Origin of the sequence: Dictyobacter arantiisoli (assembly GCF_008326305.1) — a bacterium.
Lineage (GTDB): Bacteria > Chloroflexota > Ktedonobacteria > Ktedonobacterales > Ktedonobacteraceae > Dictyobacter > Dictyobacter arantiisoli.
Window position 1 is genome coordinate 22037 of sequence record NZ_BIXY01000071.1, and the last position, 15561, is coordinate 37597.

Annotated in this window: 11 protein-coding genes; 9 read left to right on the forward strand and 2 right to left on the reverse strand. The window is 48.7% G+C overall.

The features are described 5' to 3' along the window. Positions 1-206: 206 nt before the first annotated feature. The 3 genes from F1593_RS20065 (at position 207) to F1593_RS20075 (ending at position 4149) form a co-directional block, all read left to right on the forward strand. Positions 207-2189: a cellulose binding domain-containing protein gene (locus F1593_RS20065; protein ID WP_149403349.1), complete on the forward strand. Its 1983-nt coding sequence runs from the start codon at positions 207-209 to the stop codon at positions 2187-2189. 315 nt (positions 2190-2504) lie between these two features. Continuing rightward, on the forward strand, positions 2505-3233 hold the full coding sequence (locus F1593_RS20070) for a DUF7873 family protein (RefSeq protein ID WP_149403350.1): 729 nt from the start codon (positions 2505-2507) through the stop codon (positions 3231-3233). A 628-nt stretch (positions 3234-3861) separates the two neighbouring features. Further along, positions 3862-4149, forward strand: a complete 288-nt coding sequence (locus F1593_RS20075) for a hypothetical protein (RefSeq protein ID WP_149403351.1) — start codon at positions 3862-3864, stop codon at positions 4147-4149. A gap of 288 nt (positions 4150-4437) precedes the next feature. On the opposite strand, the gene F1593_RS20080 is transcribed toward F1593_RS20075, so the two are convergent. Further along, the gene (locus F1593_RS20080; RefSeq protein ID WP_149403352.1) at positions 4438-6909 is read right to left on the reverse strand and encodes a glycogen debranching N-terminal domain-containing protein; all 2472 of its coding nucleotides are present in this window, start codon (positions 6907-6909) and stop codon (positions 4438-4440) included. A 308-nt stretch (positions 6910-7217) separates the two neighbouring features. Between F1593_RS20080 and F1593_RS20085 the strand changes: the two genes are divergently transcribed. Beyond that, complete coding sequence (locus F1593_RS20085) at positions 7218-8402, forward strand: glycosyltransferase family 4 protein (RefSeq protein WP_149403353.1); 1185 nt, start codon at positions 7218-7220, stop codon at positions 8400-8402. 141 nt (positions 8403-8543) lie between these two features. Next, positions 8544-8894, forward strand: coding sequence for a hypothetical protein (locus tag F1593_RS20090; protein WP_149403354.1), 351 nt, complete (start codon positions 8544-8546; stop codon positions 8892-8894). A gap of 270 nt (positions 8895-9164) precedes the next feature. Here the strand turns inward: F1593_RS20090 and F1593_RS20095 are convergent, their stop codons facing one another. After that, complete coding sequence (locus F1593_RS20095) at positions 9165-10370, reverse strand: ROK family transcriptional regulator (protein ID WP_216368933.1); 1206 nt, start codon at positions 10368-10370, stop codon at positions 9165-9167. 596 nt (positions 10371-10966) lie between these two features. Between F1593_RS20095 and F1593_RS20100 the strand changes: the two genes are divergently transcribed. The 4 genes from F1593_RS20100 (at position 10967) to F1593_RS20115 (ending at position 15372) form a co-directional block, all read left to right on the forward strand. Continuing rightward, positions 10967-11434 (forward strand): hypothetical protein, encoded by a 468-nt coding sequence (locus F1593_RS20100; RefSeq protein ID WP_149403356.1) that lies wholly within the window; start codon positions 10967-10969, stop codon positions 11432-11434. 337 nt (positions 11435-11771) lie between these two features. Beyond that, positions 11772-12458 carry a DUF1345 domain-containing protein gene (locus F1593_RS20105; RefSeq protein WP_172632281.1) on the forward strand — a complete coding sequence of 229 codons (687 nt, stop codon included), beginning with the start codon at positions 11772-11774 and terminating at the stop codon, positions 12456-12458. A gap of 472 nt (positions 12459-12930) precedes the next feature. Continuing rightward, the gene (locus F1593_RS20110; RefSeq protein ID WP_172632282.1) at positions 12931-13587 is read left to right on the forward strand and encodes a TetR/AcrR family transcriptional regulator; all 657 of its coding nucleotides are present in this window, start codon (positions 12931-12933) and stop codon (positions 13585-13587) included. Between the two features lie 54 nt (positions 13588-13641). Beyond that, positions 13642-15372 carry an MDR family MFS transporter gene (locus F1593_RS20115; protein WP_149403359.1) on the forward strand — a complete coding sequence of 577 codons (1731 nt, stop codon included), beginning with the start codon at positions 13642-13644 and terminating at the stop codon, positions 15370-15372. Positions 15373-15561 lie beyond the last annotated feature (189 nt).

Sequence of the window (15561 nt, forward strand, 5' to 3'; positions counted from 1 at the left end):
GATATATTCAGTAACGGTGACTTATAATGATACACTAAAGGGAAGGCCACGAAAGCAGCTGCTAGCAATAGATCTTTAGAGAGCTACGCGGGCTGTGTGCCTGCTCTTTCCCGCTTTTGGAGATGAAGTAATTTTTCATGTACAAGAATGGTACTTGTATGGCTCTGTTGCCATGCAGTTTCTCTTTAAGGAAGGAGAGATGTACGATGTTAAGGATGTTTGCCGATTCTGGTGTGCCTCATAGACGAGGTGCCGGGATTGCTACTGCGGCTGCATTATGTTTGTTACTCTCTGCTCTCGCGCTGCTCAATCCTCTCGGTATTACCAATGTTTCTGCGGCCAGTAATGCTCAGGTCACTGTCAATGCTGCTCAATCGCTGGGAACGCTGACCAATCTCAGTAAAGGGGTGAATACCGCTGTCTGGGATGGGAATTTAATGGATGGGGCAGCCAGCAGCGCGCTCAAGAATATAGGTATTCATACACTGCGTTATCCCGGAGGCTCGACCTCGGATGTCTATCACTGGCAGTCGAATACGAATGAGCCTGGTCAGGGGACCGACAATGCCAGCAATAACTTCGATGCGTTCATGGGTATGGCTCAGAACGTTGGTGCGCAACCCATCATTACGGTTAATTATGGCTCTGGTACGGCACAGGAGGCCGCGAACTGGGTGAAGTATGCCAACAAGGGTGGCGCTGGCTATAACGGTCCTGTGCCGACCTATGCTGGCGGGAGTAGTACCGGTCACAACTATGGAGTGAAATACTGGGAAATTGGCAATGAAATATATGGGAATGGAACCTATGGTGGTTCCTGGGAGTATGATAATCATGCCAAGACTTCCGCAACCTATGCTTCGAATGTGGTTGCTTTTAGCCAGGCGATGAAGGCCGTTGATCCGACGATTAGTGTCGGTGCTGTCCTCACCGCACCAGGAAACTGGCCGGATGGAATAACCAACTCAGCCTCTCCCAGTCCCTGGAATACCACGGTTTTATCGACTGCCTGCTCATCGATTGACTTTGCGATTGTTCACTGGTATCCCCAGAATCCAGGCAATGAAGCCGATGCTAGCCTGCTGTCCGCTCCCAGTCAGATCGCGAGTATGGTTTCTACAGTGCGCTCCGAGATCAATCAATACTGTGGTTCACATGCCAGCGCGGTAAAGATCATGGTCACCGAGACCAATTCGGTCTCTTCCAATCCAGGCAAGCAAACAGTGAGTGTCGTCAATGCCTTATATCTGGCAGATGATTATGCTACCTGGCTGGAAAATGGCGTTGCCAATGTGGATTGGTGGACCTTGCATAATAATGCCGTAGCAGGAAATACCAGTTCTTCGCTCTATGGTAATGCTCAGTATGGGGATTACGGCATCCTCTCTAATGGCACCTGTACCACATCCACCTCGGGTATCTGTGAACCGGCGGCCAATACACCCTTCCCGGCTTATTATGGCTTACAGATGCTGAACTATCTGGGCACGACAGGGGATACGATGGTCTCCTCCTCATCCAATCAGTCGCTGGTTGCGGTACACGCGATCAAGCAGGCCAATGGCAAGCTGGCCGTCATGCTGATCAACAAAGATCCTAATAATTCCTATACGGTATCGCTGGGCCTGAATGGATACAGTGCGGCAGCAAGCGCAACGGTCTACACATATGGAGAGAACAGTAGCTCAATTACATCCGCGACCGGTTCATCCTCCAGTGTCACCCTTGCCCCGTACTCGCTCACCACAGTAATCTTATCGGCGGGCAGCGGTGTCACGCCAACGCCAACCACTCAGCCAACACAGATTCCCACCTCGACACCGATCTCAACACCAACCGCGACGTCAACACCTGTGACCGGGACCGGTTGTAAGGTGCATTATGCCGTAACCAATCAGTGGAACACCGGTTTTGGCGCTACGCTGACCATCACCAATACAGGCAACACTGCGATTAATGGCTGGAGCCTGCAATTCTCATTTGCCAATGGTCAGAAGATCACCCAGGGGTGGAATGCCAACTTCGCGCAGACGGGCAGTGCCGTCACTGTTACCAATGTCTCGTATAATGGATCGATTCCGGCTGGAGCTACCTTAAGTTCTGCCCCCGGTTTCAATGGTTCCCTTAGTGGAAGCAATAGTAATCCCACTGCCTTTACGCTTAACGGCGTAACCTGCACGACGGCCTAACTGAGTTTTTTAGCGCAAGAGCAACTAATCAGGGATGCGAAAGGGAGCTTAAACCCGTTTGCATCCCTTTTTGTTTGTCAGGATTCCCTTTGTTCTTTTACAAAGTGTCAGCCTCCCATGCTCTCCACCATCTCTGTGCATGAGTTTTCGCGCCTGCAGGGGAGCAGCAAGATCCCGCTGGTATTGGGAATCAAACACAATCTTCGTGATAATCACGTTATAGATTATACAGTGATGCACATTGACAGATATCTTTATAATAGATACTATATTGCTGAAATTAAAACTGAATAATTTTTATGGAGCTACAGAAGCATGAAGCTGAATCAAGTGATCGCGATTGAAAAGGGCACGAAGAGCCGTTCTTTACAGGAGTTAACCGAGGCTCATCATAATTTGCAGAAGACAACTCTGCTGGCGGGTATCTCACGTACCTACCGTCCCAAGGACGAGGAGGGAGAGCAATTGCCTCCTGAGTCTACCCGCGTACAATTACGAGCGGAAGAAGTCATTGCAACCACCACTGAGTCCCTCACCAAGCTCTTCGATGTAGTGGCAAGCAAGGATTGGGCTAACTGTGTGGCGAAGGCTGATATCGTGGTGGATGGCACAGTATTATTAGCCCAGGTGCCCGCTACCTATCTCCTCTTTCTAGAGAAGCAACTTGTTGATATCTATACCTTTATCAAGAAGCTGCCCGAGCTGGATACCTCAGAGGTGTGGACATTTGATGCCTCCACTGACTGCTGGGCGACCGAGCCAGTGCAGACGGTCAAAACGAAGAAGATCCCGCGCAACCATGTCAAGGCTCAGGCCACAGACAAGCATCCTGCCCAGGTTGAGGTCTACTATGAGGATGTCGTTGTTGGCAACTGGCGCACGATTAAGTATTCCGGGGCTCTCCCGGCGCGGCGCGTCAATGAACTGCTCAATCGTGTTGAGAAACTGCAAGAGGCCGTCAAGTTCGCGCGCGAAGAGGCAAACGGTCAGGAGATAACCGAGCAAAAAGTAGGCGCAGCTTTTCTCAATTATCTCTTTCATTAAATTTTAACGCAGAAATAGTTGCATTTTTGTCGCTGTTGCTGTAAAATCCTTCATTGGAGTACAAGCTTAGATTAAGATTCAAGCTGATAGCGAAAAACGTTCAGTGCAGGTTCAAATCCTGCACCCGCCATACGCGGCGGGTTAGCCCAATGTGGAAGAGGCGCGTTTGAGCTCCTGAGCAGAAGATTATTACTCCAGGCTGAGTATTCGCCGTCGAACACCAAATCGAACACAAATGTTTTTAACGTCGAGATGCTAGTGCAATTCTGGCCCGGCTTGCCTATTTTTTCATAAGCCGGTAGTTCATCAAGAAGAACGCGACGTATTTAAATTCAAGCATTTGTTTAAATGTGTTGGTGTGTGCAAATGGACGGCAACAAGAGATCCGGAACAGGCTACGTTCCGGATCTCGTTTTCTTTCCTGCCCCTTTTCTTTTATGGTTGGTAAATTGTGAAGTAGCTCATAGAAATAAACGCCTTTTCGCTGTATATTTTGTCCATAGTGAAAACACTGTTTTCACTGAATGGGTACTTGGTACTTAGCGTATCTCTAAAAACTTCCGGGCGGCAAAACGCCAGAAAGTCGATTTCTTCTTTTGCTAGCGATGTATCAGGAAGGAAAAGACATATGAGTATGCGTATGCGAAAAGTTTCTATGAAAAAGTATTGGTTGGGCGTGGTGGGATTGCTGGCTCTTGTCGGTTTATCAGGTGTGACACTGCGCAGTGTACCAGCTTTTGCCACCAGCGATAGTGGTTTGAGCTGGCGACAAATCGGTTCAACCGGCGTGATTGGCGACCTGGACTTTACGGATAGAACCAATGGTGTCTTCATCACCGCAACCAACAATATGTACCTGTTTCATACCAGAAATGGTGGACAGAGCTGGCAATTTGTCTACTATACTATCCAATAGAAATTGATCAAACACTTTGTTAGTGTGGCGGAGAAAAAGTTCTTTGGACTTTTTCTCCGCCACACTAACAAAGTGTTTGATTCCCATGCTCTTCGCCATCCTGGTGCATGAGTTTTCGCACCTGCGGTGCTCAAACCACTTTTTAGTGTGTGGTGCTGTAAATGTGCATAGCACATTTACAGCACCACACACTAAAAAGGGCGCAGGCGTGCAGGCGCCTGCCAACAGGTGAGCAGCAAGATCCCGCTGGGAGTAGGAATCAAACACTCTCATTGTGCATCCCGTGGGTTAATTGCTTTGCATGATGTTCTTTAAGAGCGGTCCATCGCTTTGTCCACGACCGAAGGCATCTCTTTTTCCCCAGCGTCCAGGAATATTGAGGAGCATCAGCCATCCCATCTCTTCAGGCATGTGGGGGCTGACAAGCAGATGGTCTCCGATGGGCTCCAGGCCAAGCACTGTGCGCAACAGCAGTAGTGGCGCTCCCGTTGCCCAGGCCTGGGGACTGCACGCGGTTGGATATTGGACGGGATATTCGGTTTTCTTGCGTTCATAGCCCGCGAAGGCTTCAGGAAGACGATATTTGAAGTAGGTTGCGGCCTGTAAAATACCGGTCGCAACCTGTGTCGCTTCCTGCCGATAGCCATTGCGCGCCAGGCCATACGCAATCAGCGAGTTATCATGCGGCCATACCGTTCCATTGTGATAGCTAATGGGGTTATATCCTCCCTCACCCGTTGCCATGGTGCGGATGCCCCAGCCTGAGAAGAGGCGCTCACTCATCAAGTGACGCACACAGGATTCTATCTTGTCATCATCGACGATGCCGCTCCAGAGCAAATGCCCGATATTTGAGGTCAATGTATCCACTTTTCGTCCGTCACCATCGATAGCCAGCGCGAAGTGTCCTTTCTGCTCAAGCCAGAAATCACGGTTAAAACGGTGTTTTAAGTCTGCCGCCTCTTTCTCCAAACGTTCGGCGAAACTGGGATCGTGCCAGATCTCACGGGCCAGGCGTGCGCAACGCCTTTTGGCATCATAGACATAGCCTTGAATCTCACACAACTTGCGGGGAAGCCGTGAATTGGTGCCGTCCGAGAACAGGATAGAGTTCCATGAGTCCTTCCAGCATTGATTCTCCAGGCCCGTTTCTTTATTACGCCGATTATAGCCGACATAGCCGTCCTTATCGAGGTTGCCATAGAGATCGATCCATATCAGGGCCGCGCGGGCATTCCATTCGAGTTGTTTCACCAGCGCTGTATTCCCAGTCCAACGTTCGACCTCATCCAGCAATATCAGGAACAAAGGTGTCGCGTCAGCGGAGCCATAGTAGGGAGAATGGGGACGTTCTTCAAAGGTGGTCATTTCACCGAAGCGTGACTCGTGGATAATCTTGCCAGGTTCTTCATCACGGAAATCGTCCATATAGCAGCCCTGGCGATAGGCTAAAGCGCGCAGCGTCGTCACCGCGAGTTCCGGGACAAAGGGGAGTGCCTGAAAGCTTGTAATCAGACTATCCCGCCCAAAGACCGCCATGAACCAGGGTAAGCCCGCCGCTGGCAGCGCCTCACCGGGTAACGATTTTAGATAGAGACGTAGGGCCGCTAAATCAACCAGACTCTGGTGATAAATGCGTTCCAGTTCAGGCCATTCGCACCACAGGCGCGGCGCTGTCTCCACCCAGGAGTCAAGATTATTCTTCAGGGCATCGCGCGCATTTCCCTCATAGGAAATGGTATATTTCTCGACACCCGTATTGGCGGCAATCACATCCAGATTGGTGCTCCATTCCTCATGCGGGTCGATATGCACGGCGAAGTGAAGTCTATCAGGCTCAATGCTGGCTGGGGACGTACACTCAATCCATGTTTCCCGCACAAAGCGTTCGCGTTGATAGTTGAGCACGAGGCGTTGCTGCTCAATATGTTGAGAATAGTGTCCTTTTTTCTGTAATGCATCTTTAACCTCAAATATATCTGCGAAATCAACTCCGACCTCGATGCAAAGATCCAGATCAACTTCCTCGTTAGCATGATTGAGAATGCGCACCTGTTCGCGAAACCCATGTCCTATCGTGCGTGTACGGATGACTGAGAGCGTGGAATCAACATAGACGGTACCAGTTGTGGGAACCAGGAAGAATTGCAATGAGTGGTATTGCAAGTCATCGATTGCCAGCGCTCTGGGAGCCAAATCATTAATTGTCAATTTCCAGCGTGAGAGGAAACGTGTATCCCAGCTAAACAATCCCTGCGTATCGGTCGGAGAGGCATCAATATCGCCGCGCAAATCACTGATGACAAAGGTACTGCCATTGATCATGCTGACCGTTTGGGTTGGAAGTGGCGGTGTCGCTTCCGTTTCTGCTGGCGTGACCTGCGGAGTCACGTCTGGATGTTGAGGGAGCGGTTTGTTTTTCTGAGCCAGGGGAGGTGGTGGAAAGAGGCGTTGCACTACATATAACAGGGCCAGACTTCCCATGCAGCGAAACTTCCCTTGCAGATATGCGGTTAAGAGATTGCTTTCTCCGCGCACCACCAGATCAAAGTCGGCCACATCTCCCTGGATCGTCGTATCGGCTGCATCCATACTCTCTGTGAGCGTCAGCTTACCATCATCCAATCTAAGATAGCGGCTGCCAAATCCTACGATATCGAAACGGCAGGATCCCTGTACACCACGTGTCCATTTGTTGTTACCAACGGCCCCGAGTTCCTGGAAGAATGTGGAGGTCGTGTTCGGGCTTGTCCGCGTCATCTTGTATCTCCTGCTTATAACGGGTACTGGTACTGTGCTTTTCCAAGGTAAGTTATGGTATGGGTTTCTTTTTGTATGATAATTGCTCAATCAACGTTTCAGAGGGCGTTTGTGTTGCAAAAAACTGGATGAAATCGGCTGCTTTTTTCTCAAGCAGGCTGTTTGCTTTCGCATTGTGATGCGAGGGATGTTACTTTTCTTAAAGATCTAACGTACCTGACAAAGAGTTATATATTATGGTTAGCTATCCTGCGGATGAAAGAGAGCTTATCCCTTTTCCTCATCAGCGAAATGACCAGGAGATTCCGATGAAAATAGCACAAATAGCTCCCCCGTGGGTTCCGATTCCGCCACCCAACTATGGTGGAACGGAGAATGTTCTGTTTCATCTGGTGGAGCAGCAGGTTGCTCAGGGCCATGATGTTACTCTGTTTGCGCCCGCCGATGCCAGGACATCCGCCCGCCTGGTGTCATTTTTTCCACACTCGCTGCTCCAAGAAAATGTGCCCTGGACCATGCATCTCAAGGCTTTTTACCATTTGCAAAAGGCTCTAGAGCAGGTGGAAGCGCAAGATTTTGATATTGTGCATACGCATCTTTCGAGTAGCGCCGATCTCTATCTCTTCCCTCTGACCGCCCATCTTGTGATGGCGCATGTCACGACCCTGCACAGTTGTTTTCCCTTTGATCATACTCCGGATGGTTGGTGTGGAGATGCTGACACGTATTATATGGATTGGGCGCCCTCGGTTCCTGTAGTTGCTATCAGCGAGAGTGCGCGGGCACAGTCACATTTTCCACTCAACTTTGTTGGAGTGGTACACAATGGCGTCGAGACACGCCAGATTTCGCTTCCTCCCCAGAAGCAGGGTGCGTATTTTGTCTGGTTGGGACGATTCGTGCCAGAGAAAGGGGCGCATCTGGCAATTGAAGCAGCCAGACGTGCGGATGTCTCGTTGATCCTTGCCGGAACCATTGATCGCCATGTGCCAGGATCGGTGTGCTACTTTTCTGAGATGATTCAGCCACAGATCGATGGCGAAAAAGTGATCTATATTGGACCAGTCGATGCGCAACAAAAACGGTTGTTGTTGGGCAGTGCGCGGGGATTGCTGAACCCCATCAACTGGGAAGAGCCCTTTGGGATGGTAACCATCGAAGCCATGTTGTCCTGCTGTCCAGTGATATCGTTTGATCGTGGGGCGGCGCGTGAGCTGATTATTCATGGCAAAACAGGTTTTCTGGTCCACACCCTGGATGAAATGGTACAGTCTATAGCCCGGATACATGAGATTGATCGTGAGATCACCCGTCTGCATGTCGAAAGTGATTTTTCCGCGCGGCGGATGGCCGAAAGATATACACAGATCTACCAGCAAGTCATTGCTATGAACACGAACAGGGCGGCAGAGGAACGCCGGAAAAGTACGCAGCGATTGCCAGCGGCCCTCATATCATCTCCCCTGGACACAAGAAATTTTTCCGCCAACTAATGTTTTTGTCTGATCTACAGGTCATTTGAGACTGCAGCATACTGATAATTGTCCTCAATTGTCAGTGGTGGAACGTGTTGTCCATAAATAGCAATTTTGAGAAAGGTGAGCGGAGTATAATCCATCACAGGAGGTGTGCAGATGTATCTAGAAGATATTCTTAGCGTGTGTCTCCAGGGATTGAGTAGTCGGTATCCCAATCATGTTATTGACATAAATAAAGAAATTGTAGATGTTACTGTAGGAGATTTGTGTGGATGGAAGGCCGATGAATTGATCGATAGTCTCAGCGAACATGCACCGGCATTCTTGCAAAAAAGGGTTCGTATGAGTATCAGTAGCGACGAATCAGGGATTTACCTGTTAGAGGTTTCCGAGAAAACGCCAGCCTTCTGGCTGCACTGCCTGGGGAAAATTCCTCCCTGTCATGAACATACACAGCCGAAGAAGCAAGCGCAAGCGCAAAAAAAAGCATCATTGAGTTATAACTAACCCATGACTGAAACATTGAGAACGGTTAGACCTCCTCTCCGCCAGGGACGTTGCTGTTCGCTTGCAGGCAGGTGCATGCAGTCCATAGGTGCGAACAGAAGCGGGATTGCAAAGGACGGCGAGAGGGAGGGAAGAGATCGGAGCACAGCCCCGAACCCCAGGTTAAGGGTGCAACCCTTAACAATCCCGCATATGATGAGCACTTATGGGGGCGGTAGCCCATAGGTGCTCATCATATGGACGAATTATCGGGCACATGTGCTCCTGGTTTCAGAAAGCCAGGCTGGCGCTCTGCTCATTGACAGGATTCTTTTTCGTGGAATCCAGGAAGAATTGCAGTAGGATAGAACAGCCAGCGCCACGTGCCCAGTTTGTATAGTCAGCGGGGGCTTCAGTAACAACATGTACTTCCTGCGCTAATTGAGAGAAAGCTTTTGCGTGCAATGTTTGTATTGCAGTCTGAAAAAGCTCATCATTGAGTGGGACATGTTCTGTATAGAGAATAATACGTTTAGGATTAAACAGGGTAGTGAGGACCGCGAGCCCTTGACCAAGAATAGCTCCTGTACGCTGGACCGTTTTTAGTGCGACGTGATTTCCCTGTTCTGCTAGCGCGAAAAGCTCTGCTATGGAAGAAATGGGGTTAACTTCACCGCCTGATTCGTGATAGGTTCTCAAAACTCCTTGATCTCCAAGATAGGCTTCATAGCATCCCTGTTTCCCACAGGCGCAGAGCCGTCCCTGTGGCTCATAAGGAATATGTCCAAATTCCGCTCCGCCATTGTGTGCGCCGCGATACACATCGCCACGTATCACGCAGGCCAGGCCAAGGCCGCGTCCCAGATTGACGACCAAAAAGTCCTGGATACCTTGTCCCTGTCCAAATAATTTCTCATAGCTTGCCAGACAATTGACGGCATTATCTATCCATACCGGCATGCCCAGTTTTTGCGCCAGGGGATCGCGTAGCTCAATATGATGCCAGTTGAGCATCCAGTTATCGATGCTGACGCCCTGCTCGGTATCGACATAGCCGGAAAGACCACAGCCCACGCCCAGAATCTTTTCACGCGGGACGCCACATTGTTTGATCAAGTCCTCTACGCAGGCCGCAATATGTTCTACACCTTGCTCTCCGCAATCGTGTAGTGAAATAGGCCACTGATAAGTTGAAAGTACCTCCGCCTGAAAATTAAGCAAGACACCTGTAATAGAATCCCCATAGACATTCATTCCAATGGTATACCAGCCATCGGCATATAACTCAAGTAACACCGCCTTGCGACCGCCCGTTGAAGGCACCTTGCTTGTCTCCACAATCAATTGCCGTTCCATCAGGGCCGCTACAATTCCCACTATCGTGCCCTGGCTCAAGCCTGAAAGATCTTTCAAGCGTTTTCTTGACACGGGGGTATGCTCACGTATCAGGTTCAGCAATAAATGTTGATTGATATCCTGCATTAATTGTTTATCCATAGAAATTTTCTTTTTATTCATAATAATCCTCCTGGTAATCCATAAAGCTTATACTCCTTTTTACGGGTAACCTGACTTGTTGCTGTCAGATGAGGATCAAAACAGGCTACTATTCATTATTATTACGCTATACATGAAAGACAAAATTCATATCCGAGGGGAAATAAAAGATTTTTAGGCTTCCCGGCCAGGTCCTGTTACTTGCCATTATACAGAAATTAATAGCAGACGGAAAGCTAAAAATCAACTCTTTATATGAGCGATGTAAAAAATTCAATTATTAATACTCATTAATATTGATGCGTCAGCTTCCATACTCGTTTAATAGCTTCGCTGGCAATATTTTGCCAGAAACAGCTATTATTATCTTTTGTTATATAAAAATACGTTATAGGCATGAATACATTAATAGAGAAGAAAAATGTTGAAAAAAGATATTTTATATAGTATGCTTAGTCTGGGAACGCAAGAGGCCGGTTTTAGATATCCTTTTGCATATACCCGAGAAATACCAAGCAATGCGCTTATAGAAGAAAATAATCTTTCTATATAAGCGTAATAGAGTAACGTAAAGTGATTTTTGGAGGTTTTGCATTATGCATGTACAAAATGTTTCTAAGAAAGTAGCTACGGTAGTAGCTAGTTTTGCATTCGCTGGTTTACTTGCGCTGGCACCTTTTCATTCAGCCATTCAAGCGGCACCATTGCCTCATGGACCGCATCATCACGCGGCCCATCATCACGCGATAGCGACTCTTTCTAGAGGAGTTGTAGCGGTGCCATTGCCTCATGGACCGCATCATCACGCGGTCCATCATCACGCGATAGCAGCTCGTTCCAGAGGAGTTGTAGAGCCAACTAAGCCTGTAACAACCAGGCCGACACCGCCGAAAACTGAGCCAGGAAAACCAACGACAATCAAGCCAGTTCCCCCGACAACCACGCCAGGAAAACCGACAACCACGCCAGGAAAACCGACAACCACGCCAGGAAAACCGACACCAACTAAACCATTCCCCCCGACAACCACGCCAGGAAAACCATCACCAGTCGTGCCTGCATAAGAAGAGCTTCTTTTAAAAGGAGTTTCTCAAGAGTAAAGCTTACCAGTCTTTATGTAAACTTGTACTATTGAGTGGTCAGGCACATGACAGTAATTGCCAGGGAGAATTCCAATCTCGTTCCAGAATTCTTCCTGGTTGATCTGTCTTTAGCAGAAGCCCTTTTCAGCTCCTACCTGATATGATGATGGCGTGTACCATTTCTTACTGTTCGATGGATGAAATGGAGTACTTTGCAGAGTGGTAAAAAGGATGTCTTTTCTTTGCATTTCCAGTCGTGATACTGTTATACTCTTTCCTGTAAGGAATGCTCATGAGTAAAATGAGGTGTAACAACTGTATGGATCAGAAAAGCCAGCCGCCAGTATCTGAAGCAAGTATAAGTCATTCAGCAGATGAGAAAGAACCACATCTTGTCGGCCAGCTTCCTAAAGTGACCGTTTCTGTAGGTACCTTGCTCGTTGGTATATTCTACTATTTCTTGCCAGATGAACTGAGAATTGGTCCCGGTTGGACCCTAATCGTGATCGAAGTTGTGCTGCTTCTCCCTATCTGGCAATATTGGATTACCGGGCGTCCTCTGCCACATTTTGTTGCCCGCCGCTTGCTCCTTATTATGTTAGTACTTGTGACAATCGCCTTGAGCATCAGTGTGGTCTTGCTCATCTCTCGCATCAGTACTTTTAAAAGCGGCTTTCAACTGCTCCGTTCAGCTACGTTACTCTGGCTTACCAATATCGCTGTCTTTGCCTTATGGTATTGGAATATGGATGGCGGTGGCCCACGCAAGCGCCATGAAGCCGGGCATAAAGCCGTCGATTTCCTGTTCCCACAGCAAGCAAGTGGCATAGAGTGGGTGCCCCAGTTCTTCGACTACTTTTTTGTCTCCTTCACTGGAGCGACCGCCTTTAGTCCAACCGATACCTATCCTCTGACACGCCGCGCAAAAATGTTGATGATGATTGAAGGATTGCTTTCTTTAGCGATTGTCGCCGTGTTGATCAGCCGCGTCGCGAATATCTTTTAGTTGTATCCTCAGAAGGAAAAGGGAACCCCGCCGTAAACGGGTGGATGGGCAATACCGTTTCAATAAGCCATGCTCCTGTGGGGGCACCCTGAACGATGAAAAAGAGCTATTTTCAGAAGAATAGGTCTACGGGTGAGCGTATCGTACGAGGGAGAGGAAAGCGCACCTCGGCTGCGGCCTTGGCACGCACCTACGTTTTTGTTCTTGAGTTCTCGGTATTGAAGCAGTATTGCCAGTGAAGGGTGGCTTTTAAGGGTATTTTTTGTTTCTTTCACAGACGGTGGATCTGCCATTTTGCCAGATACACTGCTTTTACCTTGACAGAATTACAACTTTGGAGTAATATTATGACTGAGGAGTCAATTTATTACTAATCTGTCACGAATAGTGTTTACTGGTCAAATTATAGAGAGCAAGTCGAGGTTCTCCTTTCGTCTATTCGGTTACTATGTGTGAGCAAAGAGGCTTAACAATGCATACAAAGCATATCTCAACGCTATCCTTAAAGGAAAAACAGCGGCGGGAGCGGGTAGAGCTGATTATTCAGGCCGCCGAAGAGATCCTGTTTGAAAAGGGCTACTATGATACGTCGATGGATGATATCGCAAACCATGTTGGTATCTCTAAAGCCACGATTTATACCCATTTTCCAGGGAAGGAAGAATTGGTCTTAGCCATTTTTACGCGTGATATGCAGAAGTTTCTCGATGAAATTGAGACAGTACAGGAAGCGACCGCACAGGCGACCCTTGAGAGGATGATGGAGTTCATCTATACAGGCATTTTGGGGAAGCGAGCTCATCTGATGGCCTTTATGTATAACGGCTTTGATCTGAAGCGCATTTTGATGCAACAGGGCGGTTGTATGCATGAGTTATGGAATGGCATCGTTATGCGCGTCACTGAATTGTTTGAGGTGGGCAAGCAGGCAGGAGAATTTAATGCGGCCATCCCTACCAGCGTAATGGTCTACTCGTTTCTTTGCATGATTTCGCCACAGGCATATGAGAACGCTTTTTTAAATAGTGAACTTTCACAGACAGAACTGATTTCTTATCTCCAAAAGATTTACTTTAACGGTATTACTCATCCATCACTCGATTCGACAATGCATACGAAAATGGGATAATGCCTGTTCTATACACTGGACGTTTCGTTCAGGTAAGCAAGAAGGGATACATGCATGACCACCACACAGCAGGGATCGCCTAGAGGTGATATCCCCCTGGTGAATGATGTTGCAGCGGCACGACAGAGCGAGACTGTCGAAAGACCGCGTTTTACGAAGCCTGAGATTTATTCCACTATGGCGGGCGTTTTGCTCGTGATGCTCCTCGCATCGCTGGATCAGACTATTATCGATACAGCAATGCCACATATTATCACTGATTTGCACGGTTTTGACTTGTATACCTGGGTCACGACTGCGTATCTCCTTACATCGACCGTGATGGTTCCTATTTACGGGAAGCTCTCGGATATCTTCGGACGCAAGCCGATCTTTTTGATTGGTGTGGTTCTCTTTCTTCTCGGTTCGGCCGCCTCGGGTGCGTCGCAGACGATGGTGCAGTTGGTGTTCTTCCGCGCCTTCCAGGGTCTGGGTGCCGCGGCGTTGATGCCTATCGCCATTGCCGTTGTTGGGGATCTGTTTACCGCACGCGAACGTGGTAAATGGCAGGGTGTGACTGGCAGCGTCTTTGCGCTATCAGCGGTCGTGGGTCCTACCCTGGGTGGCTGGATCACTGACAATGCTTCATGGCGCTGGGTCTTCTATGTCAATCTGCCAATTGGCATCGTGGCACTGCTCGTTCTGATCTTTGTTATGCCAACCCTTAAGAGTCAGCGTGTTGGCAAAGCCATCATCGACTATCCCGGCGCGATTTTGCTGGCGGCGGGTACTGTGCCGCTCTTGCTTGGTTTCACCTGGGCAGGATCGAAGTATGCCTGGCTTTCACCACAAACCATTGGTCTGTTTGTGGGCGCGGTAATCCTGATTACGATCTTCATTTTCTATGAGGCGCGCCGTGAAAAGAATCAGCGCCAGCCGATTATTGATCCCAGCATGTTCAAAAATCGCATCTTCAGTGTCTCCGTCCTGATTACTATGATTACCAGTATGGGTATGTTTGGCAGCGCAATCTTCTTGCCACTGTTCTCACAGGGAGTACTGGGATTTTCAGCTACCGAGAGTGGTCTGCGTCTGGTCCCACTGATGGGTGGCCTGCTGTTCAGCAGTATTATCGCGGGTCTGCTTGTCTCGCGCTTCGGTAAATATAAATGGATCGCTTTTCTGGGTATGTTGATTACGATTGGTGGTTCGGTGTTGCTGATGCAACTGGGTCTGCATTCCACCAATATGGATTTGATTGTGGATATGATCGTGTTGGGCCTGGGTCTGGGCTTTAGTATGTCGCTCTACACGGTGATTGTACAGAATGCCTTGCCGACGAAGATCGGGCAGGCGACTTCGAGCCTGACCTTCTTCCGCTCGATTGGTGGTACCATCGCGGTCGCAGCCATGGGTTCTGTCTTGAACTCGACCTATGTGCCAGCGTATCACAATGCTTTGCCCACCACGCTGAAAGCAGTTTTGCCTGCTAAGGCGATTGAGACATTTAATGATCCAAATGTGCTGCTTTCACCAGAGATACAGCAGGCTTTTCAGGCGGGTCTGGCCAAATATGGTCCAGCTGGCAAAACATTGTATACCGAGTTGATGCAGGCAGTAAAAGTGGGACTGACGGATGGTGTCCATAACGTCTTCATCTTCAGTACTATCATCATGATTGTTGGCTTCTTTGCCATCTTCTTCCTCAAAGAAATTCCTTTGAGTGGAGGCAGAGCACGGCAGATCACTAGCGAAGCGCCTGAGGATGCCGCTGCGGCAACCGCATCACTGGTCACTATTGAGTAGAGGGGATTTTGGTCTCTTCTGCGCTCTGGGCGCTTGAGTTTTCGCACCTGCGGTGCTCAGAATAATTTATGAGTCATCCCGGATTTTCGGGAAACATTTCTAGCACCTAAATGATGCTAAAACCTGAATTGTTTCTAAATCCGGCGGGAGAATACTTCCAAGAACGGGATGGGCATCATCCCAAAGGCG

What these genes read in the sequence shown, in the direction of transcription:
- F1593_RS20065 (WP_149403349.1), top strand. Translation starts at nt 207, where the DNA reads ATGTTAAGGATGTTTGCCGATTCTGGTGTGCCTCATAGACGAGGTGCC.
- F1593_RS20070 (WP_149403350.1), top strand. Translation starts at nt 2,505, where the DNA reads ATGAAGCTGAATCAAGTGATCGCGATTGAAAAGGGCACGAAGAGCCGT.
- F1593_RS20075 (WP_149403351.1), top strand. Translation starts at nt 3,862, where the DNA reads ATGAGTATGCGTATGCGAAAAGTTTCTATGAAAAAGTATTGGTTGGGC.
- F1593_RS20080 (WP_149403352.1), bottom strand. Translation starts at nt 6,909, where the DNA reads ATGACGCGGACAAGCCCGAACACGACCTCCACATTCTTCCAGGAACTC.
- F1593_RS20085 (WP_149403353.1), top strand. Translation starts at nt 7,218, where the DNA reads ATGAAAATAGCACAAATAGCTCCCCCGTGGGTTCCGATTCCGCCACCC.
- F1593_RS20090 (WP_149403354.1), top strand. Translation starts at nt 8,544, where the DNA reads ATGTATCTAGAAGATATTCTTAGCGTGTGTCTCCAGGGATTGAGTAGT.
- F1593_RS20095 (WP_216368933.1), bottom strand. Translation starts at nt 10,370, where the DNA reads ATGGATAAACAATTAATGCAGGATATCAATCAACATTTATTGCTGAAC.
- F1593_RS20100 (WP_149403356.1), top strand. Translation starts at nt 10,967, where the DNA reads ATGCATGTACAAAATGTTTCTAAGAAAGTAGCTACGGTAGTAGCTAGT.
- F1593_RS20105 (WP_172632281.1), top strand. Translation starts at nt 11,772, where the DNA reads ATGGATCAGAAAAGCCAGCCGCCAGTATCTGAAGCAAGTATAAGTCAT.
- F1593_RS20110 (WP_172632282.1), top strand. Translation starts at nt 12,931, where the DNA reads ATGCATACAAAGCATATCTCAACGCTATCCTTAAAGGAAAAACAGCGG.
- F1593_RS20115 (WP_149403359.1), top strand. Translation starts at nt 13,642, where the DNA reads ATGACCACCACACAGCAGGGATCGCCTAGAGGTGATATCCCCCTGGTG.